At 64.1% G+C, this 26,517-nt stretch carries 28 protein-coding genes and 1 riboswitch; of the genes, 10 read left to right on the top strand and 18 right to left on the bottom strand.

What is annotated here, in order from left to right:
- The first annotated feature begins 190 nt into the window (after window positions 1-190).
- Window positions 191-766, top strand: a complete 576-nt coding sequence (locus tag H620_RS0107785; RefSeq protein ID WP_027907090.1) for a flavin reductase family protein — start codon at window positions 191-193, stop codon at window positions 764-766.
- Between the two features lie 25 nt (window positions 767-791).
- On the opposite strand, the gene H620_RS0107780 is transcribed toward H620_RS0107785, so the two are convergent.
- Genes H620_RS0107780 through glcD form a run of 4 tightly spaced genes read right to left on the bottom strand, consistent with a single transcriptional unit; the run spans window position 792 to window position 4,979 of the window.
- The gene (locus H620_RS0107780; RefSeq protein ID WP_023381131.1) at window positions 792-1,190 is read right to left on the bottom strand and encodes a heme-binding protein; all 399 of its coding nucleotides are present in this window, start codon (window positions 1,188-1,190) and stop codon (window positions 792-794) included.
- Window positions 1,183-2,418, bottom strand: coding sequence for a glycolate oxidase subunit GlcF (gene glcF, locus H620_RS0107775; protein ID WP_023381130.1), 1,236 nt, complete (start codon window positions 2,416-2,418; stop codon window positions 1,183-1,185). Before glcF ends, H620_RS0107780 begins: the two co-directional genes overlap by 8 nt.
- A 9-nt stretch (window positions 2,419-2,427) precedes the next feature.
- On the bottom strand, window positions 2,428-3,480 hold the full coding sequence (gene glcE, locus H620_RS0107770; RefSeq protein ID WP_027907089.1) for a glycolate oxidase subunit GlcE: 1,053 nt from the start codon (window positions 3,478-3,480) through the stop codon (window positions 2,428-2,430).
- Entirely contained in the window at window positions 3,480-4,979 is a 1,500-nt protein-coding gene (gene glcD, locus H620_RS0107765) for a glycolate oxidase subunit GlcD (protein WP_027907088.1), read from the bottom strand. Before glcD ends, glcE begins: the two co-directional genes overlap by 1 nt.
- 222 nt (window positions 4,980-5,201) lie before the next feature.
- Here glcD and glcC point away from each other — a divergent pair, with 222 nt between their 5' ends.
- On the top strand, window positions 5,202-5,966 hold the full coding sequence (glcC, locus tag H620_RS0107760) for a transcriptional regulator GlcC (protein WP_023381127.1): 765 nt from the start codon (window positions 5,202-5,204) through the stop codon (window positions 5,964-5,966).
- 106 nt (window positions 5,967-6,072) lie between these two features.
- Here the strand turns inward: glcC and H620_RS0107755 are convergent, their stop codons facing one another.
- Both H620_RS0107755 and H620_RS0107750 read right to left on the bottom strand, forming a co-directional pair.
- Entirely contained in the window at window positions 6,073-6,390 is a 318-nt protein-coding gene (locus H620_RS0107755) for a DUF2388 domain-containing protein (protein ID WP_023381126.1), read from the bottom strand.
- A 100-nt stretch (window positions 6,391-6,490) separates the two neighbouring features.
- Complete coding sequence (locus H620_RS0107750; RefSeq protein WP_023381125.1) at window positions 6,491-7,021, bottom strand: GNAT family N-acetyltransferase; 531 nt, start codon at window positions 7,019-7,021, stop codon at window positions 6,491-6,493.
- 176 nt (window positions 7,022-7,197) lie between these two features.
- Between H620_RS0107750 and H620_RS0107745 the strand changes: the two genes are divergently transcribed.
- Window positions 7,198-7,833 carry a glutathione S-transferase family protein gene (locus H620_RS0107745; protein WP_023381124.1) on the top strand — a complete coding sequence of 212 codons (636 nt, stop codon included), beginning with the start codon at window positions 7,198-7,200 and terminating at the stop codon, window positions 7,831-7,833.
- Here the strand turns inward: H620_RS0107745 and H620_RS0107740 are convergent.
- The gene (locus H620_RS0107740) at window positions 7,823-8,074 is read right to left on the bottom strand and encodes a lipoprotein (protein ID WP_023381123.1); all 252 of its coding nucleotides are present in this window, start codon (window positions 8,072-8,074) and stop codon (window positions 7,823-7,825) included. The two genes, H620_RS0107745 and H620_RS0107740, sit on opposite strands and share 11 nt — an antisense overlap.
- 230 nt (window positions 8,075-8,304) lie before the next feature.
- On the opposite strand from H620_RS0107740, the gene H620_RS0107735 reads away from it, so the two are divergent.
- The 3 genes from H620_RS0107735 to H620_RS0107725 all read left to right on the top strand — a co-directional run bounded on the left by H620_RS0107735 (window position 8,305) and on the right by H620_RS0107725 (window position 11,603).
- Window positions 8,305-9,708, top strand: a complete 1,404-nt coding sequence (locus H620_RS0107735) for a DUF3300 domain-containing protein (RefSeq protein ID WP_027907087.1) — start codon at window positions 8,305-8,307, stop codon at window positions 9,706-9,708.
- Window positions 9,705-10,625: a DUF2950 domain-containing protein gene (locus tag H620_RS0107730; protein ID WP_027907086.1), complete on the top strand. Its 921-nt coding sequence runs from the start codon at window positions 9,705-9,707 to the stop codon at window positions 10,623-10,625. The genes H620_RS0107735 and H620_RS0107730 overlap by 4 nt, the downstream gene beginning before the upstream one ends.
- A gap of 84 nt (window positions 10,626-10,709) precedes the next feature.
- Window positions 10,710-11,603: a PA4780 family RIO1-like protein kinase gene (locus tag H620_RS0107725; protein ID WP_023381120.1), complete on the top strand. Its 894-nt coding sequence runs from the start codon at window positions 10,710-10,712 to the stop codon at window positions 11,601-11,603.
- Between the two features lie 64 nt (window positions 11,604-11,667).
- Here the strand turns inward: H620_RS0107725 and H620_RS0107720 are convergent, their stop codons facing one another.
- From H620_RS0107720 to lpxO, 4 genes are all read right to left on the bottom strand, one after another.
- Entirely contained in the window at window positions 11,668-13,788 is a 2,121-nt protein-coding gene (locus H620_RS0107720; RefSeq protein WP_023381119.1) for a TonB-dependent receptor, read from the bottom strand.
- 109 nt (window positions 13,789-13,897) lie between these two features.
- A riboswitch (cobalamin riboswitch) is annotated at window positions 13,898-14,103 on the bottom strand.
- 51 nt (window positions 14,104-14,154) lie between these two features.
- Window positions 14,155-14,724, bottom strand: a complete 570-nt coding sequence (locus tag H620_RS0107715) for a GNAT family N-acetyltransferase (protein WP_023381118.1) — start codon at window positions 14,722-14,724, stop codon at window positions 14,155-14,157.
- Between the two features lie 75 nt (window positions 14,725-14,799).
- The gene (locus H620_RS0107710) at window positions 14,800-15,144 is read right to left on the bottom strand and encodes a carboxymuconolactone decarboxylase family protein (protein WP_027907085.1); all 345 of its coding nucleotides are present in this window, start codon (window positions 15,142-15,144) and stop codon (window positions 14,800-14,802) included.
- A gap of 52 nt (window positions 15,145-15,196) precedes the next feature.
- Window positions 15,197-16,096, bottom strand: a complete 900-nt coding sequence (gene lpxO / locus H620_RS0107705) for a lipid A hydroxylase LpxO (protein WP_023381116.1) — start codon at window positions 16,094-16,096, stop codon at window positions 15,197-15,199.
- A gap of 169 nt (window positions 16,097-16,265) precedes the next feature.
- On the opposite strand from lpxO, the gene thpR reads away from it, so the two are divergent.
- Complete coding sequence (gene thpR, locus H620_RS0107700; protein ID WP_023381115.1) at window positions 16,266-16,808, top strand: RNA 2',3'-cyclic phosphodiesterase; 543 nt, start codon at window positions 16,266-16,268, stop codon at window positions 16,806-16,808.
- A gap of 53 nt (window positions 16,809-16,861) precedes the next feature.
- Here thpR and H620_RS0107695 read toward each other — a convergent pair whose 3' ends face one another.
- The gene (locus H620_RS0107695; protein ID WP_027907084.1) at window positions 16,862-17,770 is read right to left on the bottom strand and encodes an AraC family transcriptional regulator; all 909 of its coding nucleotides are present in this window, start codon (window positions 17,768-17,770) and stop codon (window positions 16,862-16,864) included.
- A 179-nt stretch (window positions 17,771-17,949) separates the two neighbouring features.
- Here H620_RS0107695 and calA point away from each other — a divergent pair, with 179 nt between their 5' ends.
- Together calA and H620_RS0107685 are read left to right on the top strand one after the other, a co-directional pair.
- Window positions 17,950-19,002, top strand: coding sequence for a vanillin reductase (calA, locus tag H620_RS0107690; protein ID WP_023381113.1), 1,053 nt, complete (start codon window positions 17,950-17,952; stop codon window positions 19,000-19,002).
- Window positions 19,003-19,173: 171 nt separating this feature from the next.
- Complete coding sequence (locus H620_RS0107685) at window positions 19,174-20,373, top strand: sugar transporter (protein WP_027907083.1); 1,200 nt, start codon at window positions 19,174-19,176, stop codon at window positions 20,371-20,373.
- Between the two features lie 64 nt (window positions 20,374-20,437).
- On the opposite strand, the gene H620_RS0107680 is transcribed toward H620_RS0107685, so the two are convergent.
- The 3 genes from H620_RS0107680 to H620_RS0107670 form a co-directional block, all read right to left on the bottom strand.
- Window positions 20,438-21,022, bottom strand: coding sequence for a LysE family translocator (locus H620_RS0107680; RefSeq protein WP_027907082.1), 585 nt, complete (start codon window positions 21,020-21,022; stop codon window positions 20,438-20,440).
- A 49-nt stretch (window positions 21,023-21,071) separates the two neighbouring features.
- Complete coding sequence (locus tag H620_RS0107675; RefSeq protein WP_023381110.1) at window positions 21,072-21,902, bottom strand: AraC family transcriptional regulator; 831 nt, start codon at window positions 21,900-21,902, stop codon at window positions 21,072-21,074.
- A gap of 84 nt (window positions 21,903-21,986) precedes the next feature.
- Complete coding sequence (locus tag H620_RS0107670) at window positions 21,987-22,877, bottom strand: LysR family transcriptional regulator (protein WP_023381109.1); 891 nt, start codon at window positions 22,875-22,877, stop codon at window positions 21,987-21,989.
- A gap of 103 nt (window positions 22,878-22,980) precedes the next feature.
- Here H620_RS0107670 and nfsB point away from each other — a divergent pair, with 103 nt between their 5' ends.
- Window positions 22,981-23,634: an oxygen-insensitive NAD(P)H nitroreductase gene (gene nfsB, locus H620_RS0107665; protein ID WP_023381108.1), complete on the top strand. Its 654-nt coding sequence runs from the start codon at window positions 22,981-22,983 to the stop codon at window positions 23,632-23,634.
- A gap of 90 nt (window positions 23,635-23,724) precedes the next feature.
- On the opposite strand, the gene H620_RS0107660 is transcribed toward nfsB, so the two are convergent.
- The 3 genes from H620_RS0107660 to H620_RS0107650 form a co-directional block, all read right to left on the bottom strand.
- Window positions 23,725-24,555 carry an alpha/beta fold hydrolase gene (locus H620_RS0107660; RefSeq protein WP_027907081.1) on the bottom strand — a complete coding sequence of 277 codons (831 nt, stop codon included), beginning with the start codon at window positions 24,553-24,555 and terminating at the stop codon, window positions 23,725-23,727.
- 98 nt (window positions 24,556-24,653) lie between these two features.
- Window positions 24,654-25,211, bottom strand: a complete 558-nt coding sequence (locus H620_RS0107655) for a helix-turn-helix domain-containing protein (protein WP_023381106.1) — start codon at window positions 25,209-25,211, stop codon at window positions 24,654-24,656.
- Window positions 25,212-25,225: 14 nt separating this feature from the next.
- Window positions 25,226-26,515, bottom strand: a complete 1,290-nt coding sequence (locus H620_RS0107650) for an NAD(P)/FAD-dependent oxidoreductase (RefSeq protein WP_027907080.1) — start codon at window positions 26,513-26,515, stop codon at window positions 25,226-25,228.
- Window positions 26,516-26,517 lie beyond the last annotated feature (2 nt).

Raw genomic sequence — 26,517 nt, 5'->3', positions numbered from 1 at the left:
AGTTCCTTGCGGCCCTTTGTCATCCAGTGCCGATCATGTTTTCGCCGGGTGGCTGCGACAAGTAAGGCACATCCGTTCTGTCCGTGGGAAATTTCCGAATTTATCGCTATTGGCGCCATCGGTCAGGCTGGTACCGCCCTATGGCACTGCGGCACAATGTCTCGCTAAATCGCATTGCCGAGGCGTCCCGATGAACAGCCATTTTCAAGCCGTCGACCTGAACAAGGCTTATCGCCTGCTCAATCACGGGCCGACCGTGCTGGTGTCCGCGCACCATGTGGGCGTGGAAAACGTCATGGCTGCTGCCTGGGCCTGTGCGTTGGACTTCGACCCACCCAAGGTCACGGTGGTGCTCGACAAGACGGCCCGCACCCGGCAATTGGTAGAAGGCAGTGGCTGGTTCGCGATCCAGGTGCCGACGGCTGCTCAGGCTGAGCTGACCCACGAAGTCGGCACGCGCAGCCTGTTCGACCACCCCGACAAGCTGGCCAGCATTGGCGTCGAGTTGGCCCATGTCCAGGGCTACGCGCCACCCTTGGTGCAGGGCTGCTCGGCCTGGTTGATGTGCCGGGTGATCGACGAGCCGCACAACCAGAACACCTATGACCTGTTCATCGGTGAAGTGGTGGCAGCCTGGGCGGACGATCGGGTGTTCCGTGATGGGCACTGGGCCTATGAGCATGCCGACCCGCAGTGGCGCAGCCTGCATTACGTGGCGGGTGGGCATTTCTACGCAATCGGTGAGCCGGTGGTGGTGCCGGACTGACGTCTGGCTTCTGGCAACGACGCCGTCACAATGCAGCGGCCCCGGCCTTGGCCACTTCGGCATCTTGCTCGGACTTGACCCCGGACACACCGATGGCGCCCACCACTTGGCCGTCGATCCTCAGCGGTATGCCGCCTTCCAGGCTGGTGAGCAAGGGCGCGGTGACGAATGCGGTGCGCCCACCGTTGACCATTTGCTCGTAATCGCGGCTTTCCTTGCGTCCCAGCGCCGAGGTGCGGGCCTTTTCAACGGCGATGTAGGCGCTGGCCGGGGCGCAGCCGTCCATGCGTTCCAGGGCCAATGGGTGGCCGCCATCATCGACCACGGCGATCGTCACGTTCCACTGGTTGGCCTGTGCGTGTTGCCGGGCGGCGCTGAGCAGGCGATGGACTTCGGCCTGGCCGATCACGGGCTTGCTATGCATGGTTGGTCTCCGGGTTCAGGGCTGCTTCGACGATTTCGATCCAATGGCGCACGGTTGTGCGCCCGGCGCCGTCGAGGTGGGTCTGGCAACCGATGTTGGCGGTGGCGATGATCTGCGGCTTGCCGCTTTCCAGGGCGTCCAGGCGGTTGTCGCGCAGCTGTTGCGACAATGCCGGCTGGGTCAGCGAGTAGGTGCCAGCCGAGCCACAGCACAAATGGCCGTCCGGCACTGCAGTGAGGGAGAAACCCAGGCGTGTCAGCAGGCGCTCCACCGCGCCGCCGAGCTTGAGGGCATGCTGCAGGGTGCACGGGCAATGGAAGGCCAGACGCTGTTCGGTGCACAGGCCCAGTTGCTCGACCGGCTCGTCGCGCAGGATCTCCACCAGATCGCGTGACAGGTCGCTGACCCGTCTGGCCTTGGCGGCGTAGCGTGGGTCTTTTTCCAGCAGGTGACCGTAGTCGCGCACGAACGCGCCGCAGCCGCTGGCGGTTTGTACGATGGCTTCGGCGCCTGCTTCGATGGCCGGCCACCAGGCATCGATGTTGCGTCGTGCGCGTTCCAGGCCGCGTTCCTGGGCGTTGAGGTGATAATCCACGGCGCCGCAACAGCCGGCTTCGAACGCCGGCTCGACGCTGATACCCAAGCGGTCCAGCAGTCTTGCCGCGGCCGCGTTGGTGTTGGGCGACAGCGCGGGTTGTACGCAGCCTTCGAGCAGCAACACCCGGCGGGCATGGCGTGGTGCCGGGCGCTTGCCTGGATCGGCGACATGCACCGGCAGCTTATGCCTGAGTGTGGCCGGCAACAGCGGCCGCAACACCTGGCCGGTGCAGCTCAGGGCCTTGAACAGGGCCGGCCGAGGCACCACCGCCCGCAAACCCTGGCGCAGCAGGCGCTGGCCGAGGGGGCGCGGCACTTGCTGCTCGACCACGGCGCGGCCAATGTCCAGCAGATCGTGGTACTTCACCCCCGAGGGGCAGGTGGTTTCGCAGTTGCGGCACGTCAGGCAGCGGTCCAGGTGCTCTTGGGTGCTGGCGGTGACTGGCGCGCCTTCGAGCACCTGCTTGATCAGGTAGATACGTCCGCGCGGGCCGTCCAGTTCGTCGCCAAGCAGTTGGTAGGTGGGGCAGGTGGCGGTGCAGAAACCACAGTGCACGCAGGCGCGCAGGATGCTTTCGGCCTCTTCGGCGCGGGCCAGGCGCTTGGATGTTTCGCTCAGGTTGGTTTGCATGGCGTGGCCTCACAGATCCGGGTACAAACGACCGGGGTTGAAAACCCCCTGGGGGTCGAGCTGTTGCTTCAGGGTGCGGTGGTAGCGCATCAGCGCGGCGGGCAGTGGTGCGCTGCTGTCATCGCCCGCTGCATAGCCTGTGACATGGCCGCCGCGCTGGGCGACCTGCTCACGAATCAGCGCCGCTGGGGCCGTGGAGGTGAGCCAGCGCTGCGCACCGCCCCAGTCGATCAGCTGTTCGCCCGGCAGCTCCAGTTCGCCGGTGGCAATCGGCAGCGACACGCGCCACAACGGCGCTGGGGCAGCGAAGAAGCCCAGGCGCTGTTCACGCAGGTCGCTCCAGAAGCGGCTATCGAGTTCCTCGCCCCCCAGCCGTTGACGGGCCGACTGCACCGAACCTTCGCCGCCTTCCAGGCGCAGGTACAGTGCGTCGCCGTGGTGGCAGGCGGCGCTGATCGGCAAGGGTTGCTGGCCCCATTCGGCCAGCTCTGCCAGCGCCTGGTGGCGGGTCATGGGCAACCGCAGGCTCAGGCATTGCCGTGGACGTGGCAGCACTTTTAGCGACACCTCGGTCAGCAAGCCCAGGCAGCCGAAGCTGCCAGCCATCAGCCGCGAGACATCGTAACCGGCCACGTTCTTCATCACTTCACCACCAAAGCGCAGCAGCTTGCCGTGGCCGGTGATCATCCGTATGCCCAGGACGTAGTCGCGCACTGAACCGGCCCAGGGCCTTCGTGGCCCGGACAACCCCGCCGCGACCATGCCACCAAGGGTCGCCTCGGTACCCAGGTGCGGCGGTTCGCAGGGCAGCATCTGCCCGGCTTCGTACAGCGCTGCCTCGATCTCGCGCAGCGGTGTACCGGCGCGGGCGGTGAGCACCAGTTCGGTCGGGTCGTAGCGTACGATGCCACGGTGGCCACGGGTGTCGACGACTTCGCCGGCCACCGCTCGGCCAAGCATGGCCTTGCTGTTGCTGCCCTGGATGCGCAGCGCGCTGCCTAGGTTCAGCGCCTGGTTGACCTGTTCCAGCAGGTCCTGGCTGAGGTCGCGATCCATGCTCATCAGAAGCGCTCCAGTTCGGGGAAGGGCAGTTGGCCATGATGCACATGCATCGCCCCAAACTCGGCGCAGCGATGCAGGGTCGGGATGTTCTTGCCGGGGTTGAGCAAACCCTTCGGATCGAACGCGGCCTTCACTGCGTGGAACAGGGTGATTTCGTCGCTGTTGAATTGCGCGCACATCTGATTGATCTTCTCGCGCCCCACGCCATGCTCACCGGTGATGGAGCCACCCACCGCGACGCACAGCTCCAGAATCCGTCCACCCATGGCCTCGGCGCGTTCCAGTTCGCCTGGCAGGTTGGCGTCGAACAGGATCAGTGGGTGCATGTTGCCGTCGCCGGCGTGGAACACGTTGGCCACGCGCAGGCCGTATTCCTGCGACAACTCGCCGATGCCCCTGAGTACCCGTGGTAGCTCGCGACGCGGAATCGTGCCGTCCATGCAGTAGTAGTCCGGCGAGAGCCTGCCCACCGCCGGGAAGGCGTTCTTGCGCCCGGCCCAGAAACGCGCACGCTCGGCCTCGTCGCAGGCCAGGCGTACCTCGCGGGCACAGGCCTGTTGTAGCACGGCTGCGACGCGTTCGCAGTCGTCGTGCACGTCTGCCTCGACCCCGTCGAGTTCGCACAGCAGTATCGCGGCGGCATCCACCGGGTAGCCAGCGTGGATGAAGTCCTCGGCGGCGCGGATCGCCAGGTTGTCCATCATTTCCAGGCCGGCTGGGATGATCCCGGCGGCGATGATCTGGGCGACCGCCCGACCGGCATCCTCGACGCGGTTGAAACTTGCCAGCAGCACCCGCGCCACCTGGGGGCTGGGCAGCAGTTTGACGGTCACTTCGGTGACGATACCCAGCATGCCTTCCGAACCGGTGAACAGGGCCAGCAGATCGAAGCCCGGGCTGTCCAGGGCATCGCCGCCCAGGGTCAGGCGTTCGCCCTCGACGGTGAGGATTTCGACCTTGAGCAGGTTGTGCACGGTCAGGCCGTATTTCAGGCAGTGCACGCCACCGGCATTCTCGGCGACATTGCCGCCAATCGAGCAGGCGATCTGCGAGGACGGGTCCGGCGCGTAGTAAAGACCATGGGGCGCCGCCGCCTGGGAAATCGCCAGGTTACGCACCCCAGGCTGCACACGGGCGAAGCGGCCCTGTGGGTTCACTTCGAGAATGCGGTTGAAGCGTGCCATCACCAGCAGGATGCCTTTGCTCAGGGGCAGGGCGCCGCCCGACAACCCGGTGCCGGCGCCCCGTGCAACCACAGGCACTCCCCATGCATGGCAGAGCTTGAGCAGGGTTTGCACCTGTTCCAGGCGTTCAGGCAACACCACCAGCAGCGGGAGCGTGCGGTAGGCCGAGAGACCATCGCACTCGTACGGCTTGAGGTCTTCGGCGCGGTGCAGGATATCGAGGTCGGGTAGCGCCTCGCGCAAGGCCGACAGCAGGGCAGGCAGGTCGATGGCGGGCAGTTCCCCATCGACACGTTCGTCGTAAAGGATGCTCATCAGGCTCACTCAGAGGCAATTCTTGTTGTTATCGCGCACCTGTGGCAGGCGCGCGCTCACGGTTAACCCATCACCCTTTCAGCCTGCGCCGACGGAGGCGTTCGGTCGAGCCTTCGGGCAGCTGGTCCTACCAGTTTTTCGCACGAAAGCTGGTGATTCGTGGCGCTCCATGGCTAGATTGCGGCATGCAGTACATGTGGTCCTACCAGTCAGAGGATACGTATGATTACTGAAGGCAAGGCCAAGGTCGCCGAACAGGTGGCCGAGCGGGTCGAGCGGTTGATCGTGGAGGGAGTATTGAAGGTCGGTCAGGCGCTGCCGTCGGAGCGACGCCTGGTGGAGAAGCTCGGCTGTTCCCGTTCGGCGCTGCGCGAGGGCCTGCGTCTTTTGAGCGGGCGTGGCATCATCGACACCGAACAGGGGCGTGGCTCGTTCGTGGCCGACCTCACCGGCTCGGCCAACAGTACACCATTGATGCATCTGTTCAGTTCGCAACCGCGTACGTTGTTCGACCTGCTGGAGGTGCGTGCGCTGCTGGAAGGTGAGTCGGCCCGCCTGGCGGCCCTGCGCGCCACCGAGATCGACCGTCTGCTGATTCGTCGTCGTTACGAAGAGATGCTGGCGGCCCATGAGGCGGCTGACGCCCACGACCCACGCGAGCACGCCCGCCGCGACCACGCCTTCCACCGAGCCATCAGCGAGGCATCGCACAACCCGGTGTTGGTGCACACCCTGCAGACGCTCAGCGACCTGACCTTGAGCACGGTATTCGCCTCGGTCAACAACCTGTACTGCCGGCCAGCGCAGAAGCGTCAGATCGACCGCCAACACGCGCGGCTATACCACGCCGTGATGGAGCAACTGCCCGAGCAGGCGCAGCGAGCGGCGCGCGAGCACATCAACGGCATACGCGACAGCCTGCGCGAGATCGAGCAAGAGGAACAACGCCTGGTGCGGGCGACCATGCGCATGGATGGGTGGGGGTAGGCGTGGAATCGCCCTCTAGAGATTCGAGCGCTATGTGGGCCGCGATGACCCCGGCTGCCCCGCAAGCGCCGGCGAGCCGACGCTTACAGGGTTCGCACCGCGCCGATCAATGCTCGGCGATCGGGTCATCCTGGGACAGAATTGCGCGCGCCAGCTCTTCATCACTGGCCTGCAGGCCTGGATGGTCCTTGCGGGCCTGCTCCAGCGCCGACTCCACGTAGGCGCCGCGAATCGCGCCACCGCTGGCGACAAAAGCCGAAAGCTCGTCGCGGGCAGGGATGATGCGTTTGTCATCCTTGAAGGTCGAATACAGCGACGCGGAGATACCGGCCGAGGTGGCGACGTCTCCGGCATCGACTCTGGCCAGGGCAGCCCCGGCAGGCAGAAGGAGCAGCAGTGCAGGGGCAAGGAGTAGTTTGCGCATAGCGTGTTCTCCAAAAGCGTGCAGCCAAAAGGGGTTGGCGCTCAATCCTTAAGAGGGTGCGGGCCCGGCAGTAGTTCCGTTGGCGATCCTGCCAAGTGACTCAGCGGCAACCCGTGGGCGGACGGCGGTAAAGCGCGTGCGGTGTGCCAGGGGCCTGTCCGACTTGCACGCAACCCTCGCGTCTGAATCCCACACGCTCGGCCAGGCGCTGGCTGGCGCTGTTGGCCAGATCGGTCGTCAGCCAGAGCGGCACCTCCACGGCATCCAGCAGGCCTGCCAGTGCCTCGCGCATCAAACCTTGTCCGCAGTGGTCCTGGCTGACCCAGTAACCCACCTCGTACCCATCCTGACCGGGGCGCAGGCCGATGCAGCCGACCACTTCGGCGTTGTCCGGGGTCAGCACGAAGTAGCGTTTCTCAGCATCAGGGTCGATAAACTGTTCGGCGCTCACTTCCAGGCTGTCGCGGACTTCATCCAGCGTCCAGTCGTCCTTGGCCCATGCCAGGAAGGTTTGGTGCAGTGCGTAGCTGCGCAGCAGTGCCCTGTGCAATTGGGAGGCTATGGCCGGGGTCGGACGACTGAGCCGGGTGCGTTGAGTGGTGACGGCGCGGGGCAATGAAGGGCAGGGCATCGGAGCCATCCTGGCGGAGTGTGCTGGGCTGTATCTAAGCATAACGGGCGCAACGGTTCACCTGTGGGCTCGATTGCATCAGTGATGCATTGACGCTGGCGACCAGGGCATGATTTGCTCCCTGGCTCGGGTGCGAACCCGATCACAGATCATTCAAGGGAAAATGAAGGTCCGCCATGTCCGAATACACGCTGCACTGCTTCGCTGAATCCGGCAACGCTTACAAAGCTGCGCTGATGCTTGAACTGACCGGCCAGGACTGGCAACCGGTATTCGTCGACTTCTTCAATGGCCAGACCCGTGAGCAGGCCTGGCGAGACGAGGTCAACGAGCAGGGCGAAGTACCAGTGCTCGAGCACGCTGGGCAGACGTTGACCCAGTCGGCGCTGATTCTTGATTACCTTGCGCAACGCACGGGCCAGTTCGCTGCCCGTAACGAGGACGAAAAACGCGAAATCTGGCGCTGGATGCTATTCGACAACCACAAGTTCACCAGCTACTACGCGGCGCTGCGTTTTCTGTTCTGTCTGAAGAATACCGGTGAAACGGACGTGACCCACTTCCTGCGCGAGCGGGCCAAGGCGGCCTACAGCGTGGTCGATGCGCACCTGGAAAAGACCCCTTTCATGGTGGGCGGGCGCGTTACCATTGCCGACCTGTCGTTGGCGGGTTACGTGTACATGCCTGAGGACACCGGCATCGAGCTGGAAAATTATCCCCACATCCAAGCCTGGAAGGCGCGCATCAAGGCATTGCCAGGGTGGAAGCACCCCTACGAGTTGATGCCCAAGGCGCTGCCGGTCAGCCGCTGATCGCAGGCTGCGCGCCGGTCACTTCAGTCACCGCTTGCGGGGTGGCGGCGCGCAGAATCACTCGACGGCGTTGTTCGTACTCATCCATGGAAAGGCCTTGACGCTGTAGGGCCTCCAGTTGCAGTTGCAGGGTTTCCTGCGCCGTGTAAGGGCGCAGTTCCGGGTGGCTGGCGCAGCCGCCAAGCAGTGCCACGCCGAGGGCGCTCAGGGCAGTGATCAATATTCGGGTCGTGGCTTTCATTGGGCGGCTCCAGGGGCGGCGGGGCAGGTGTCTTGTCGATGGCCCCAGCTTATTGAGCGTCGCCGCGCGATAGAAATTGGCATTGTCGATAGTGACTATCGAGCCAACCCCAGGACCAAGAGAACGCGCGCTTGTTGCTGACGACGAGCGCTTTGCTAACCTTATTCACGCTCCAACTGCCCAGTGGCGGTTCACTCCTTTCACGCAAGCCGAACACATGGGGAAATGCCATGCGCATTCCAATGTGCTGTGTTGTGTCGATGGTGCTGTGCCTGAACGTCCTGCCCAACCGCCTGCAGGCTGCAGATCCCCCAGCGCCTGAACCTGCGACGCCGGCAGTTGCGACTAAGGACGCGGTGTTCACCCAGGCGCAACTGGACCAGATGCTCGCTCCCCTCGCGCTTTACCCCGACGCGCTGCTGGCCCAGGTACTGATGGCCGCCACTTACCCCGGCGAAGTCGCCGAGGCGGTGGCCTGGTCCAAGGCCAATCCGAAGGCCCAGGGCGACGAGGCTGTGAGGCAAGTGGCCAAGCAATCCTGGGACCCCAGTGTTCAGGCACTGGTGGCCTTCCCTCAGGTGCTCGTCACGCTTGGCCAGGACCCGGTGTGGGTGCAGCGTCTGGGGGATGCGTTCCTCGCCCAGCCCGACGATGTGATGAACAGCGTCCAGCGCTTGCGCCACCAGGCCCAGGCCGTCGGCAACCTGCAAAGCAACCAGTACCAGAACGTGACGGTCCAGGCGGCGCCCGCCACTGGCAGTGCATCCCCAGCGGCCAGTTCATCGTCGACCACGATCATCATCGAGCCAGCCGACCCGCAGGTGGTGTACGTGCCCAGCTACAACCCGAGCACGACTTATGGCACCTGGGCCTACCCGGCCTCGCCACCGGTCTATTACCCGCCATCGCCGTTGTATTACGCTGGCTCCGCCCTGATCGCCGGGCTGGCGTTCGGGGCGGGGGTGGCGATCATCGATTCGCTGTGGGGTGATTGCGACTGGGGCGACAACGACATCGACATCGACGTCAATCGCTACAACAACATCAACGCCAACAACCGCATCACCAACAACCAGAACAAATGGCAGCACAACGCCGTGCACCGTGACGGGGTGCCTTACCGAGACAGCCGTAGCCGTGAGCAGTTTGGCCGCCAGCTCGACGGTGCCGCCCAGCGCACGGCGTTTCGTGGTGACGATGCCCAGCGGGCGCAGGCGCGGGAAAAGGCCCGGGCGTCGATGGATCGCCATGGCATCGAGCGCCCGGCCACCAGCAATCGCGAAGCCCGCGACCGGGTACGCGAGGTGCAGGCGGGCAACAGCCCGGGTAACCGGGTGCAGGCACGGCAGGACGCGCCACGTGCCCATGATCGCAGGCAGGAACTGCGCAACACCCGGGACGCCGGCCAAGCCCGGCCTGGTGAAGGGCGGGCCCTGCAGCAGCGTAGCGCCGGACGAGCGCGCAACAATGCCTTCGAAGGGGTTCGCTCGCCGTCGCGCAGCACCCTGCAAGCCACCCGCGGGCGGACCAGCCAGAGCTTCGCCCAGCGGCCCAATGCCTCGCGGGCGGCCGGGCACCAGATTTCCCGGCCCTCCAGTGCAGGCGTGCGCCGTGGCGCAGGAGGCCGTCGATGAATGCAAAGGCAGCGGTACTGGCATTGGGCCTGGCCTGGTCGGGTCTGGCCATGGCGCAGCAGGCATTCCCCACACCGGAAAAGGCAGTGGAGGCGTTCGTTGCGGCATTGGGCGAAACGCACGCCGATGAGGCGCGTCTGGCGCAGCTTCTTGGGGATGACTGGCGTACCTATATTCCCCGCGGGGGTGTGCAGCGCAGCGATGTCGACGCATTCTTGCAGCAGTACCGCGAGCAGCACCGTGTCCAGGCGCAAGGAGACCGTAACGCGATTCTGGCGGTGGGCAGCCAGCACTGGACGTTGCCCATCCCGCTGGTAAAAGGCGCGCAGGGTTGGACGTTCGACCTGAAGGCCGGCAGCGCCGAAATTCGAGCACGGCGCATTGGTCGCAATGAACTGGCCGCGCTGCAGTCCGTGCTGGCGTACCACGACGCACAGATGGAGTACGCCTCCCAGGACCGCAACGGCAACGGCGCGCTGGAATACGCGCAAAAGATCTTCAGTTCCCCAGGCAAGCATGACGGGCTGTTCTGGGAAGACGAGAACGACGGCCAGGTCAGTCCGCTGGGGCCGCTGTTCGGCAATGACGTGATGGGCGACGACTGGTATGGCTATCACTTCCGCATCCTCGACGGCCAGGGACCCTCGGCACCGGGTGGGGCCTACAGCTATCTGATCGGCAACCAGATGAGCCGTGGTTTTGCCTTGATCGCCTGGCCTGCGAAGTACAACGATACCGGCGTGATGAGCTTCATGATCAGCCATGACGGCCAGGTGTTCGAGAAGGACCTTGGGCCGAATGGGGAGGCAGAGGCCAAGGCCATGAAGCGCTTCGATCCGGATGACAGTTGGCAGGTGGTCCCCGACGACGTAGGGGCCCCCCCGGCAGGCGCCAGCACGCCAGCGATTGGCCAGTAGCAGACAACCAAGCAATACGCATCAGCCTGTGAGAGGATGTCCATTCCGGCCGATCGGCCAGCCAGGACCCAAGAACCCAGCCTGATGAAGACGCCAAAACGAATCGAACCACTGATCGAAGACGGACTGGTCGACGAAGTACTGCGGCCATTGATGAGCGGCAAGGAAGCAGCCGTCTATGTGGTGCGCTGCGCAGGGCAGATCCGCTGCGCCAAGGTCTACAAAGAGGCCAACAAGCGCAGTTTCCGCCAGGCCGCCGAGTATCAGGAGGGCCGCAAGGTCCGCAACAGTCGCCAGGCCCGGGCCATGGCCAAGGGCTCGAAGTATGGCCGCAAGGAAGCCGAGGACGCGTGGCAGAATGCCGAGGTGACCGCGTTGTTCCGTCTGGCCAATGCCGGTGTGCGGGTGCCTAAGCCCTACGACTTTCAGGATGGTGTGTTGCTGATGGAGCTGGTGACCGACGCCGACGGTGACGCTGCACCACGTCTGAACGATGTTCACCTGGAGCCGGAAGAAGCCCGCGAGCACCATGCCTTCGTCATCCGCCAGATCGTCCTGATGCTCTGTGCCGGCATGGTGCATGGCGACTTGTCGGAATTCAACGTGCTGCTCGGGCCGCAAGGCCCGGTGATCATCGACCTGCCGCAAGCGGTGGACGCCGCCGCCAACAACCACGCCTTCAGCATGCTGCAGCGTGATGTGGCGAACATGGCCAGCTATTTCGGGCACTTCGCACCAGAGCTCAAGCGCACCCGTTACGCAGAGGAAATGTGGGCCCTGTACGAGGCCGGGGAATTGCGCCCCGACAGCCCGTTGACCGGGCAGTTCGAGGACGATGAGTACGACGCCGACGTCCAGGGCGTGCTGCGCGAGATCGATGCCGCACGGCTCGACGATGCCCGTCGCCGAGCGGCTCGTGCCGAGGCGGAGCACGGGCCGCTCAACGCGGTGGAACCGACGCCACCCTGGATGCAGTAGGGTTATCATCGCCGACGTGGGCGACCCGCGAGGCGGACATTGGCGTCACGTCGAGGGACTGCGGTCAGAAACGGTAGTCCAGCGTGGCGAAGTACGACCTGGGTGTGCCCATCAGCCATTGTTCGCCACTGTAGGCCGAGGACACGTAGTCACGGTCGAACAGGTTGTTCAGTTGCAAGCCCAGGCGTACGTCCGGCACCACCTGCCAGCCCAGGTTGGCGTCGACCACGGTGTAGCCAGGTACTTGAAGGCTATTGGCACTGTCGGCGTAGCGCTGGTCGACGTAGCGCAAGCCCAGCCCAGCTTCCACGGCCTGCCCGAAGCCTTTGCTCACCCATAGGTTGGCGGTGCGTCGCGGCACGTTGGCCGGGCGGTTGCCGGCGCGGTCCTGGGTTACGCCACCGACCACTTCATCGAAGTCGTCGTACGTGGCGCGAACCACGGCGGCGTTGGCCGAGACCTGCCACTGGTGGGGCAAGGCCAGTTCGAGGCTGGCCTCCAGCCCGTCAGAGGTCTGTTGGCCGGCTTGTTGTTTGTCGTGGCTGACAGGGTCGTCCACCAGCAGCTTTTTCTTGACGATGTGGTAAGCCGCCAGGGTCCACTCGCCGCGCCCCTCCCAGAAACGTTGCTTGAGGCCCAATTCGGTCTGTTTCGACTCGGTCAGGTCATAGTGCATCTGGCCGGGGCTGAGGCTGATCAAATCGTTCACCCCGTCCTCGCTGGTGGCGTACTGACCGTACAGGGACAGGTCATCGTTCACTGCGAACACCAGCCCGGCGCGCCAGTTGCCGCCTTGCAGGCTGTGGTCGCTGCGGGTGCCGTCGACCAGGTTGTCGCGGTCGATATGGTTCTGGTCGCGGCGCACGCCGGTCACCAGCGAGAGGCGCTCGGTGACCCGAAGGCGGTTTTCCGCGAACAGGGCGAAGGTGTGGGTGGTGGACAGCGTCTGCGGGCGCAGCGGCGAGTTGCTGTGGAACGTCGCCGCAGTTGGGTGCCATGGGTCGACGTAGTCGCCACCGACATCGTCGTAGGGTGAGTTGCTGTCGACGTTGAAGCGAATCTTGTTGTACTCGGCGCCGACCAGGGTGGTGCTGGCCAAGCCGAACAGGCGGTGGTCGAGCGTGAAGGTCTGGCGGTCGCCGATCTGCTCCTGATTATGCTTGATCTGCAGGTAGCTCTGGCGCAGCAGTTGGTCACGGTCGGCATCCCAGCTGTAGGCCTCGGCATTGCGCCAATGGCGGCGGCTCTTGATGTAGTAGAGCTGGTTGCTGGCACTGAGGTGGTCGCTGAGGGTCCAGTCGGTGGTGAAACGAGTCCACGCATCACGGTAGCGCTGCACGTCATCGTCGATGTTGTAGTTCTTCTTGCGCAGGCTGGAGCGGTAGTGGCCGTCGATCAAGGGTGTGCCGAAGTCGTTGGCCGGCTCGGCATCGCCGCGCTCGTGGGCCAGGGTGAAGCTGAGGTCGTCGTTGGCGTCGAAGCGCAACGCGGCGCCCAGGGCCAGGCTGCGCGAGTCGGTGCGGTCGACCCAGCCGTTGCTTGCCTGGCGGTTGAGGGTCACCCGGTAGCTGAGGCGCTCGCTGATGCTGCCGCCGCTGTCCAGGCCCAGTTGCTGACGGTCCCAGGCGCCATAGCCCAGGCGCAGATGGTTCTGCACCTGGCCGCTGAATGGCTTTTTGGGGATCACGTTGACCACCGCGCCGGTTGCGCCCTCGCCATACAGCACCGAGGCCGGGCCACGGATCACGTCGATACGCTCGACCAGCCACGGGTCTACCGGAAAAGTCTGGGTGCCCGCGCCCGTGTACAGGCGTGTGCCATCGAACAGGGTCATCACCGATCCATGCCCGGTAAAGCCCCTGGCCGAGAGACCGGTGCCGCCGTCGCCTGGGGTACCGATGAAGGAGATGCCGGGCGAGCGGCTGACTGCATCCTGAACGGTGAGGTTGTTGCGCTGCTGGATCTGTTGTGCGCTGATGCTGCTGGTGCTGGCCGGGGTTTCCAGGGCGCTGAGGTTAAGGCGCGAGCCAGCCTGGGTCGGGGTGGCGAGGTCCACGGCGGCGTCATCGTGGGTGCCGGTGATGGCCGTGGAGGGCAGGGCCAGGGCACTTCGTTCGTCGGCCAGGGCAGGAAAAGTCACGGCCAGGCAGGCCGCCAGTGTGTGAAGCTTGTAAATACGGGACATGTCGTTCCACGGCTGCAGGAATGAATGGATCCCGGTGGAAAACACGCAAAGGTGAGCCACGCACGCAGGTGCGCACGCGCAAACCGGCCTGCGCCCGCCCACCGCGGGTTGCCAAGTGAAGCTCCAGGCCGGTCTCCGGGCTTGCGAGGGTCGTGAAGCCTTCACCTTCCCATGCGTTTGCACAGTGGTATTTCGAAGGGTTCGCTCGCTTACCGTTGCGGGGGCAGCGCCGGACTTGTCGTGTAGCTCGACTCACCGGCTTCCCGTTTCACCCTGCGCGCGGCGGCGCAGGGCACCTGAAACTGGCGCGCATCTGACCATCGAAACGGCTCTGCGTCAATGGATTGCGCGGTATTGCCGATGGCGCTATCGACCCCGGCGGCGTGATACGCGGGCTTCGATGTTCTTGCGCCCGATCAGCAGCGGCGGTTTCTCCACCACCGGTTCGTCGGCCAGCCATTTGTACATCACCAGGCAATCCACCAGCCCAAGACGGGCATGGCGGTAGGCCTTGGGCAGGCGACCGACCGTTTCGAAACCCAGTTTCCGCCACAGCGCCACGGCCACTTCGTTGCTGGCCACCACCGAGTTGAACTGCAGGGCCAGGAAGCCCTCCTGGCGTGCCAGCTTTTGCGAGTGCTCGCACATCATCCGCGCCACGCCGCGCCCGCGGGCGGCTTCGCAAACCATATAGCCGCAGTTGCCCACATGGGCGCCGGGACCTGCCGCGTTGGCCTTGAGGTAATACGAACCGAGCACCTCGCCGTTCGCTTCGGCAACCAGGGTATGCAGGGGCAGTTCCAGCCACAGTTGCCGGGCGTGTTCGAAAGTGAGGGCAGGGTCGTAGGCGTAGGTTTCGCGGGCCTGGATGACGGCCTGGAAGGTTGGCCAGAAGCGCTCGAAGTCTTCGGGCGTCATGGGGCGGATGTGGATCATGCGGGTTCCTGCAAGGGCTGAGGTGCCCAGTCTGAGTAACGCGGCGCCGTCGCGCAAGGGCGGCGCCGCCAGGCCTCAGCTGTCGGCCTTGCCAACGGCATCCAGTGCCCGGGCCGAGTAGACCAGCGCGGCACCCGCATTCATGGCGACGGCCACGCCCAGGGCTTCGGCGATTTCTTCGCGGGTGGCGCCGTGCTTGACGGCTTGCTGCGAGTGCACGGCGATGCAGCCGTCGCAGCGGGTGGTGACCGCCACGGCCAGGGAGATCAACTCGCGAGTCTTGGCGTCCAGGTGGTTGGTCTTGGCACCCGCACCGCTGGCCGTCATGTAGCCGGCCACGGTGTCGGGGGAGAGTTGCTTGAGATCGCCGATGCCGGCCATCAACTGCTTACGGTAGGCGTCCCAGTCCATCATGCTCATCGTCTTCACCTTGTTGGGGTTTGGGCAGGAGATTTCAGGGTAGTCCAAGCCTTCAGATATAGATGAACACCAGCAGCAGTGCCGCGACCACGGCCCACTTTTCCAGGTAGTAGCGGGTACGGTTACGCTTCTTCAGCGCCTTGCCGCGCTCACGGATCCGGTAGATGCGGGTGAACAGACGGTTGATGCCGCCGGTCTTGTCGTTGGCGGTGTTCGGCGCGGCGGCGGCGGCCATGACATTGCGGCTGAACCAGCGGTTGAAGGCGGTCGCCCAGCGGTACTTGAGCGGACGCTCGACGTCGCAGAACAGGATGATGCGGTTGTGATCGGTGGTATTGGCGGCGTAGTGGATGTACGTTTCGTCGAACACCACCGCTTCGCCATCGCGCCAGGAATACTTTTCGCCATCCACATCGATGTAGCAGCCGTCGTCGTTCGGTGTATCCAGGCCCAGATGGTAGCGGTAGGAGCCGGCGTAGGGGTCGCGGTGGCGCACCAGTTTCGCACCCGGCGGTAGGGTGGCGAACATCGCCGCCTTGACCGTGCCGATGCCTTGGAGCAACTCGGTGGTGCGTGGGCACAGGCTCATGGCCGAGGGGTGGCTTTCGCCGTACCACTTCAGGTAGAAGCGCTTCCAGCCGGTCTTGAAGAACGAGTTGAAGCCAACGTCGTCGTAATTCTCGGATTTCTTGATGGCACCGGCATGCAGCAGTTGCTGGGCCTCTTCACGGATTTCCTGCCAGTGGTCCTTGAGCGGTTGCAGTTCCGGGAACGCCTCGACCGGCAGGTAGGGCTTGGCTGGATGCTTGGAGAACAGGTAGAGGAAGCTATTGATCGGGGCGAGGAAACTGGAGTGGTCGCCCAGCTGACGGGTCAGCTTGTGGCGTACCCGACCGCGCAGGTGAACATAGGCGATCGAGAAGACGAAAAGGAGTACGAGTGCAATTTTCATGGACGTTTACTTGTCGAAGAAATGGCCATGCGACATGGCATTAGCACGCCAGCATAAACAATCATGTAGGGACTTTGTACTTATTGTTACGTGAAATCAGGACGACTTAGGTGTAATGGCCCATGCTTTGCGCAAACGTTTCAAGTGGATTCAGCCCTATGGAGATCCCATGCCCCAGGATGTTCGCCCAAGTGGCGCCCCGTTCAAGCGACTGTTCTTCGCACTACCGGTAAAAGGCAGCCAGCGCAGTGACATTGCCCAATGGCGGCGCGGTCTGAACCTGCGCAGTGGCAAGCCGGTGCCCAGCGAGAACTTCCACCTGACCTTGTTGTTTCTTGGCGATGTGGACGCCGCACAGGTGCCTGCCATTTGCGCCGTGGTAGACAATCTGGCGCGGCCCGAGGCGCCGCTGCGGTTGCTGCTTGACCGGTTGCAGGTCTGGAACCGCGCCAATGCACTGGTGTTGGAGCCTCAGGAAACGCCTGCGGGGATGCGTCAGCTGGTGTATGGCCTGCAGCAGGCACTGCTGCCCCTGGGGTTCCAGGAGCAGGCACGCGAGTACCGGCCGCACCTTACCTTGTCCCGGGATTTTCGCGGGCAGCTGCCTGAAGCGACGGTGGCCCCGGAGTTCTTTATCGCGGCCCGGCATTTCACCTTGTACGAGTCACGCAAGGGGCGCTACTGGCCGCTGGCCGAGTGGCCGTTGTTGTAGAGCACGGTGGGCGCGGCCTGGCGTCGCGAAATGGCTGCCTCAGAAATGACGCACTAAACGGGGTATGACAGGAGGCGGCCACTTTCGTCCCCTGGACTGCGGGCAAACTGGCGTTTGTACTCGCGGCTGAACTGCGAGGTGCTCTGGTACCCCACCCGGTGCGCTGTCTGCGCCACTCCAAGGCCTTCGCCGATCAGCATTTGCTGGGCTTTGAGCAGCCGCAGACGCTTGAGGTACTGCATCGGTGCCATGTCGGTGCAACGCTTGAAATGCTCATGAAAAGTCGAAACGCTCATGTTGGCGCACGCCGCCAGGTCTTCGACGCTCAGTGGCTCGGTGTAGTGCTCGCGCAAGTGGGCCAGGGCCGCGCCGATGCGGGCGAAGTGACCTTGCTGTTCGACCAGTGCCCTCAGGACATTGGCCTGGGGGCCGCGCATGGCGGTGTAGAGCACTTCGCGTACACGTGCCGGGCCAAGAACCTTGGCGTCCAGCGGGTTTTGCAGGCACTGCAGCAGGCGTTCGACGCTGTCGCGCATCGGCGCATCCAAAGCCGCCGACGTCATCGACTGCGGAGTTTGCGCCTGCACTGTGGCGTCGGGGGGCAGGTCCATGCTTTGCACCAGCTCACCGAGCACCGCGCGGTCGATGTCCACGGCTACGCCAAGCAGAGGCGCATCGGGAGTGGCAAAGGTTTCGCACATAAAGGGCACCGATAGCGCCTGCACCAGGTAATGGCCGGCGCCATACTCCAGCGTGCGTGGCCCAAGGCGAGCAAGCTTGCTGCCCTGGGCCAGGATCATCAGGCTCGGCTCGTAGATCTGCGGGCTGCTGGCCACGTAGTGGTCCCAGCTCAGGACGTTCACCTGGGGCAGGGCGGTGGGTACGAAACCGGGGCGTGTGGTCAGTCTGCGGATCAGGGCGCAGAGGGTGGCATTGGCGTCGACGTGGCGGGTCAGTTGCATGAGGAACCAGGGCAGAGAATCAGACAGTCGCATCATCGCAGATTGACGGTCTAGCGCCAGAGCTTGGCTGTTAGTTCCGTAGAATCAGGCATGGATGCCGGAGAATCGGTTGTGGGCTCAGCGATTCGAGGCGCGCAGAATGCGTCGCCTGAATCGTTTCACTTCCCATGAGGTACCGTATGTACACCGCTATCGGTTACGCCGCCCAGACGTCCACCAGCCCCCTCGCGCCGATGACCTTCCAACGTCGCAGCCCACGCCCGGACGATGTCGCTATCGAGATTCTCTACTGTGGCGTGTGCCACTCGGACATCCACCAGGCCCGCAACGAATGGGGCATCGCAGTCTATCCACTGATGCCGGGCCACGAAATCATCGGCCGGGTGACCGCCGTGGGGGCGAATGTTACCCGGTACAAGGCGGGCGATCTGGTCGGCGTCGGCTGTATGGTCGATTCCTGCCGTCACTGCGAAGCCTGTGCCAAGGACCTGGAGCAGTACTGCCTGGAAGGCCCGACCATGACCTACGCCACCCCCGACCGGGTGGACGGCAGCAATACCATGGGCGGCTACTCCAACAGCATCGTGGTCGACGAGCATTTCGTCGTGCGTATTCCCGAGGGCATGGACCTGGCCAGTGCCGCGCCGATTCTGTGCGCGGGTATCACCACTTACTCGCCACTCAAGCACCACGGCGTCGGCCCAGGCCACAAGATCGGCATTCTCGGCATGGGCGGCCTGGGCCACATGGGCATCAAGCTGGCCAAGGCGCTGGGTGCCGAAGTGACGCTGTTCACCCGCTCCCAGGCCAAGGCCGAGGAGGCGCGCCGCCAAGGCGCCGACCATGTGATCGTGTCCACCGATGCCGAGCAGATGCGTGCTGCCGCCGGGCGCTTCGATTTCCTGCTCGACACCATCCCGGTGCCGCACGACCTGAACCCGTACCTGGAAACCCTCAGGTTCGACGGCGTGCACATCCTGGTCGGTCTGATCGAACCGGTAGACCCGGCGCTGCATGCGGCCAACCTGGTATTGAAGCGTCGGGTGCTGGCTGGCTCGTTGATCGGCGGTATAGCCCAGACCCAGGAAGTGCTGGACTTCTGCGCCGAGCACGATATTCGCTGCGACATCGAGCTGCTGGATATTCGTCACATCAACCAGGCTTACGAGCGGATGATCGCCGGTGATGTGAAATACCGGTTCGTCATCGACATGGCGACGCTGCAGGGTTGATCGAACCCCAGGTCGGCGCGATGAATCTGGGACGCCTGTGGTTGTGAGGGGCTGGGCTGACGCGTACCATGCCCGGCATTCCTTCCAATAACAGACCGTACGTCAGCACCGTGCCCGCGTGTGCCAGGCGCGCCGACTGTTGCCTCGTTTCCGGAGTAACGATATCCACCCATGAACGGACCCATTCCTACCCACCTACCCACCACTACGGGTAATGGCAGCTGGTTGAGCGTCATTGCCCTGGCATTGGCGGCCTTCATCTTCAACACCACCGAATTCGTCCCGGTGGCATTGCTCAGCGACATCGGTCGCAGCTTCGAGATGACCACCGCGCAAGTCGGGCTGATGTTGACCATCTACGCCTGGGTGGTGGCGCTGGCGTCGTTGCCGATGATGCTGATGACCCGCAACATTGAGCGCAGGCGTCTGCTGCTGATGGTGTTCGCGGTGTTCATCGTCAGCCACCTGTTGTCGTGGCTGGCGCAGAGTTTCGCCATGTTGCTGGTCAGCCGGATCGGTATCGCCTTGGCCCATGCCGTGTTCTGGGCCATCACCGCATCGCTGGCGGTGCGTGTGGCGCCACCGGGGCAGCAGGCCAAGGCCTTGGGGCTTTTGGCCACCGGTACCACACTGGCGATGGTGCTGGGCATTCCGCTGGGCCGCGTGGTGGGTGAGGCGCTGGGCTGGCGCACCACTTTTCTCAGCATCGCCGGGGTGGCGCTGGCGACCATGCTATGCCTGATGAAGTCGTTGCCGCTGTTGCCCAGCCAGAACTCCGGCTCGCTGCGCAGCCTACCGATTCTGTTCAAGCGTCCAGCGCTGGTCATCACCTACCTGTTGGTGACCTTGGTGATTACCGCGCAGTTCACCGCCTACAGCTACATCGAGCCGTTCGCCCTGCATGTGGCGCAGATCGGCGGCGAACGTACCACCTTGGTACTGCTGCTGTTCGGTGGCGCTGGCGTGTTCGGTTCGCTGCTGTTCAGCCGTTACAGCGACCGCTTCCCCCATGGCTTCCTGATTGGCTCGATCAGCCTGCTGGCTGCTTGCCTGCTGTTGTTGCTGCCACTGTCGGGCAACTTCTATGGGTTCGCGGCGTTGAGCATGTTCTGGGGCGTGGCGATCCTGAGTTTCAGTCTGGCGCTGCAATCTAAGACCCTGAAGTTGGCCTCCGACGCCACCGACGTGGCCATGGCGTTGTTCTCTGGCATCTACAACATCGGCATTGGTGGTGGGGCGCTGCTGGGCAGCATCGTCAGCAGCCAGATGGGCGTGGCGGACATCGGCCTGGTGGGCGGTAGCGTAGCCGTGGCGGGGTTGCTGCTGGCGCTGGCCAGCACCCGGCGCTTCCGGGAAGCGCTGGGGGCCTGAGCACTCCTGGAAAGGCATCACCGCATCGGTTGAAGCCGGCTTGCCGGCTATGAGGGCGTAAGTCTCAACCCAGGACAGCCAACCCTGCCGACACCAGCAACAACCCGGCAAGTCCCCGGTTGAACCCACGCAGCCGCTGCGGCGAATGCAACCAGCGGGCGCTCCCCACGCCCAGCATCGCCCAGACGGTCATGCACGGCAGGGCAACCAGCAGGAACACCAGCGCCAACTGCCACACTGGCAGTGACGGCGCGGCGAACACGCCGATCACCGCCACCGCCATCATCCACACCTTTGGGTTGACCAGTTGCAACGACGCAGCGCTGAAGGCGCTGAAGGGCTTGCCAGTGAGACTGTGCAGCGGTTCGTCAGCGCTGCGCAGCATCTGCCACGCCAGCCAGCTCAACCAGATCACTCCAGCCCAGCTCATCAACTGCTGGGCGAGGGGGTGGCGAGTCAGCCAATCACCCAAACCCAGGCCGACCATCAGCACCACCCCTGCGGCCGCGCCACACCCCGCCACGATCGGCGCCACGCTGGCTCGCAGGCCCAGGCGGGCACTGTGGGCAAGGATCAGCAGGTTGGTCGGTCCTGGGCTGATGCTGGCGACCAGGGCAAAGAGGATGAAAGGCAACAGGGACGACGACATGACGAGTACTCCAATGAATCGGAGCACCATCCTCGCTGTCAGCGGTGCTTCAGTCTGGAAGCTTTGAGCAACGTCGACGGTAGTCGGCCGGGGTCAGTCGATATGCGCGGCGGAACCAGCGGCCGAGATGGCTCTGGTCGGCGAAACCCAAGGTCGAGGCCACTTCGGCTGGCGTCTGGCCTTTGGCAAGCAGGCGCCGGGCACGGGCCACCCTCAGCTGGATCAGGTAGGCGTGCGGCGCCAGGCCGAATGCAGCCTTGAAGGCGCGGGTCAGGCGGAAGCGGTCGACAGCACAGACATGGGCCAGGTCGTCCAGGCCGATGTCCTGGTCAAGATGGGCATGCAGATAGTCGCGGGCCACCTGGGCGACCAGGGGCAGGCGCGGGTCGGGGTTGATCCGTTTGCGCCAGTGCAGGTGCCGGGTAAGGCAACTGAGCAGGTCATCCGTAGCGGTCTGGCGGACCATGCGCAATTCTTCGCCGTGCAATGCCTGGAAGGCGCGGAACGTGGCTAGGGACAGGTGCTCGTCGCGCCAAAGCGTGCCTTTGAAGCTGGGCAGGCTGCCGGCCGGGGCCTGTCCGAACAGCGCGCGCATTTCGGCTTCCAGCCAGTTCGGGTCCAGGTACAAGGTCGAGTAGGTAAAGCCGTCATCGGTGGGCGCGTGGCCGTCGTGCAATTCACCGGGTTCGAGCAAGAACACCTGCCCAGGCGTGCTGTTGTGTTGCTCGCGGCGGCAGTTGAACTGTTGCACACCCTGCTCGGTCACCCCGACCAGGTACGTGTCGTGCCAGTGTGGGTCGTAGGCGTGACCGGTGAAGTGCGCACGCACCGACTCGATGCCGGTGTCGGCGTCCTGCTTGAGGTCGATCCAATTGCTCATGGCCGGGTGCTGCTGTGGAAATAGGCTTGCCACTGTAACTCGCAGGTCCTGCCCCGGCTTAGAACATTTGTGCAGAAAGTCAGGTCATCGCGGGTCCAGCGCCGCGAACCGGTCACGCAACCACACATGCAGGCGAGAAACCGCAGGCGACAGCTGTTTGCGGTGCGGGCATACCAGGGTCACCGGCGTCGGTTCACCAGGGTGGTCGGGCAACAGGACCTCCAGCTCGCCGGCGGCCACATTGGCACGCACATCCAGCCACGATTTATAGGCAATGCCTTCGCCCATCAGCGCCCAGCGCCTGACCAGGTCGGCGTCGTCGCTGAACAGCGAACCCTTGACCTGTACTGTGCGATCTCCCAGGCGCCACTTGTCATAGACCCGGCCTTGTTGTGGGTACAGAAGGCACGCATGGTGATGCAGCGCCTCGGGTGTGGTCGGCCGTCCATGGTGGGCCAGATAGGCCGGCGAGGCGACCACGACACGGCGATTGGCAGGCGCCAGAGGCAAGGCGATGTAGTTGGCATCGTCGTTGGTCCCATAGCGGATGGCCACGTCGACCGGGTCGCGGTAGAAGTCGGCGAGCTGATCGGAAAGGAGGATGCGCAAGTTAAGGTCGGGGTGTTCGCGGCGAAACTCCGTGAGCCATGGCAACAACATGTTGCGGCCCAGGTCCGACGGCGCCGATACCTGTAGCACACCGCGCAGGCTACTGTGGGCGCCGTGCAGGTTGTCCCGCCCTTGGCGCAGGCTTTCCAGGACGGTATGCGCGGTGGGCAGGTACAGCTCACCCTCGGCGGTCAGTCGCAGGCTGCGGGTGGTGCGGGCGAACAGACGTACGTCCAGTTCGCGCTCCAGGCGCTTGATGGCGGCGGCCACCTGCCCGGGCAGCACTTCGGCCTCCTGGGCGGCAGCGGTGAAGCTGCCCAAGGCGCTACTGCGAACGAACAATTCCAGATCAGCGATACGCAGCATTTTCACTCCAAAGATGAAAGTGTTGCTGCATTGTGCCTGTTTTTCTTTTTCTACGGACAGATAAGATGCGTGGCAAACCCGTGCCACCACCAGGAGTCGATTCATGGATACCGTTGCGCTCGCCAAACGCCGTTACACCACCAAAGCCTACGATGCCTCGCGCAAGATCCCACAGGCCACCATCGACGCGCTGCTTGAGCAGTTGCGTCACAGCCCGTCGTCGGTGAACTCGCAACCCTGGCATTTCATCGTTGCCGACAGCGCCGAAGGCAAGGCGCGTTTGGCCAAGAGCACGGTGGGAGGGTTTGCGTACAACACACCAAAGATCCTCGATGCGTCCCATGTCATCGTTTTCTGCACCCGCACCGAGATGACCGAAGCGCACCTCGATGCCGTGCTCGATCAGGAAGCGGCCAATGGTCGATTCCGTGACGAGCAGGCCCGCGCCGCGCAGAACCAGAGCCGCCGCCACTATGTGAATCTGCACCGATACGATCAGAAAGACCTGCAGCACTGGATGGAAAAGCAGACCTACCTGGCCCTGGGTACCGCGCTGCTCGGTGCCGCCGCACATGGCCTGGACGCCACGCCGATCGAGGGTTTCGACAGCAAGGTCATGGACGCCGAGCTGGGCCTGCGTGAGCGCGGTTTCACCAGCGTGGTGGTGCTGAGCCTGGGCTATCGCAGCGACGCAGACTTCAATGCGGGGTTGAACAAGTCGCGTCTGCCAGCCTCGACCGTCTTTACCTTCCTCTGAGCGGCAGCCTGAGCGCTGAAAGCCGGCCCCATCAGAGGTGCCGGCGTTCAGGTGCCAGGGCCTAGCCCGACCCCGTGCAGGGCCGCCACGTCAGCTTCGGATGAACGCCAGCAAGTCGGCATTGATCACGTCGGCATGGGTGGTAGGCATGCCATGGGGGAAGCCTTTGTAGGTTTTCAGCGTGCCGTTGGGCAGCAGCTCTGCCGACTTCGGCCCTGAGTTTTCATAGGGCACGATCTGATCATCATCGCCGTGCATGACCAGTACCGGTTGCTTGATGCCTTTGAGGTCCTGCGTGAAGTCGGTTTGCGAGAAGGCGACAATGCCGTCGTAATGGGCCTTGGCGCTGCCGATCATGCCCTGGCGCCACCAATTGGCGATGACGCCCTCGCTGGCCTGTACGCCAGGCCGGTTGTAGCCATAGAACGGTCCGGCCGGGACATCGCGATAGAACTGTGCACGGTTGCTGGCCACCTGTTCCTGGAAACCGTCGAATACCGACTTGTCCAGGCCGCCCGGGTTAGCCGGCGTCTTCACCATCAGCGGGGGTACCGCGGCAATCAGGACGGCCTTGGCCACCGGGTCCTGGGGGTACTTGGCCATGTAGTGCACCACTTCGCCGCCGCCTGTCGAGTGACCGACATGGACAGCTCCTTGGATACCCAGGTGCTGGACCACCGCAGCCACGTCAGCGGCGTAGTGATCCATGTCATGGCCCTCCCAAACCTGGCTGGAACGTCCGTGGCCACGGCGGTCATGGGCGACCACTCGGAAGCCTTTGGCGAGGAAGAACAGCATTTGCGCGTCCCAGTCGTCGGCACTCAGTGGCCAGCCGTGGTGGAAGTGGATGACGGGTGCATCGCGCGGCCCCCAGTCCTTATAGAAGATATGAACGCCGTCTTTGGTTGTTACGTAGCTCATGGTTGTTTCTCCTCCGTAGGGGGGTATCAGGCAGAGTCGAATGAACCATTGAGAATAGGAGAGATTTCGCCAGGCATAGGAGATTTTGGGGCGGTGACTTATCGGAATACCCAGAGCACGCGGGTCGCCCGGTCGGACAGGTTGGCGTAGCGGAACTGGCTGTGCGGGGGGAGCTGGAAGCTGTCGTTGGGGCGCAGGGTGACGGCTTGGTCGTGGCCATCGAGCCACAAGGTGAGCTCCCCTTCGAGCACGAAGCCGCCTTGTTCGGCGCTGTCGTTCAAATGCCCATCGCCGCTGCTGGCGCCTGGCGCCAAGTGGCTGTCCAGCATCGAGAACCCACCGTTGAGCTTGGGTGATACCAGTACGTCGGTGATGCCGGCGGCGTAATACAGCGTACGTCTCTCGTCCGGGCGGGTGACCCAGTCCAGCGCCCTGGGCTTGCTGACGTGGTAGAAGTAGGTGGTAGGTACCTTCAGTGCTTCACTGATTGCGGTCAGGTCGGCGACGGTGGGGCGCGACAGCCCGCGCTCGACTTGGGAGAGGAAGCCCACCGAGCGGTTGATCCTCGCCGCCAGGTCGTCAAGGGTCAGGCCACGGTGCTTGCGCAGGTCACGTACCAGAATCGCCAGCCCCTCGATCTCATCCTGCATGTTCATGTGCCAGCCTCGCTTCAGAAATGGTCCCGCAGCCGGTACCACGCCTTGGCGGCTGCCTCCAGGGGCGCGGCCAGGGTGTCGCCGCCGGGAAAGCGGCCATTGTCGATGCCCTGGTAAAGTGCCAACAGGTCATCGTCACCCAGGATCGCATCGCTGACTGCTTTCGCCGCCGCCAGGGTCGGCAGCACACCATGGCCGGAAAAACCTTGCAGCCAGTAGCGCTGGCTGTCCCGGCCAACGTCCGGGGTGCGCCGCATGCTGCAGTCGATATGGCCACCCCAGGCGTAGTCGATGGTCACGCCCGTCAGTTGAGGGAAGACCCGTTCCAGGTAGGGGCGGGTGGCGCTGGCCACGTCCTTGGGTATGCCGCCCAGGTAGGTGCAGCCACCGCCGAACAGCAAGCGGTGGTCCGGGGTGAGGCGGAAATAGTCGGGGACGAACTGGTTGTCGATCACGCAACTGTTGCGCGGCAGCAGCGATGCGGCAAGTGCAGGGTCAAGCGGCGCGGTGGCGACCTGGTACGAGCCCACTGGCAACAGCCTGCGTGAGAGCGTGCGGTCGAGGCGGTCGATGTAGGCATTGCAGGCCAGCACCAGCACGTCACACCGCACTTCGCCGCGCTCGGTGCGGACGCGATAACCGTTGTTGGTCTGCTGGTAGTCGACCACTTGGCTTTGTTCGAAGATGCCCCCGCCCGCGGCTTCGAGGGCAATGGCCAGTCCCTGGGCGAGCTTGAGCGGGTTGAGGTGCGCGCCCTTGCCGTCGTACAGCGCAGCCTGGTAGCGCGGGCTGCCGATCCACTGCGCCAGCTCGTCGCGGCCAATCAGGCGCAAGCCGTCGTAGCCCCATTTGTCTTCGGCCTCGTGCAGGGCTTCTTCCAGCATCTTCACACGGCGAGGCAGTACCGCCGCCCACAGGCTGCCGGGCCGGTAGTCGATGTCGAAACCGTGGCGCAGGGGCAGTTCACGCATCTCTTCTGCCGCCCAGCACATGCTGTCCCACAGCCGACGTGCGCGTTCTGTGCCAAGGGATTTTTCCAGCGGCGGCATGTCGCACGACCAACCCAGCAATGCCTGGCCACCATTGCGCCCGGAGGCAGCCCATGCCACACGACTGGATTCGAGCAAGGTCACGCGCTTACCGGCCAAGGCCAGGCGCAGGGCAGTGTGCAGGCCGCTGAAGCCAGCACCAACGATCACTACATCGGTGTCATGCTGGCCTTGCAGGGTAGGGCGCAAGGGGATGGGGGTGGGGAAGGTCTGGGCGTAGTAGCTGGCAATATGCTGAGCGGATTGCTTGAACATGC

The sequence above is a fragment of the Pseudomonas taiwanensis DSM 21245 genome (genome assembly GCF_000425785.1).
Lineage (GTDB): Bacteria > Pseudomonadota > Gammaproteobacteria > Pseudomonadales > Pseudomonadaceae > Aquipseudomonas > Aquipseudomonas taiwanensis.
This window is presented reverse-complemented; position numbering and strand designations above follow the sequence as displayed.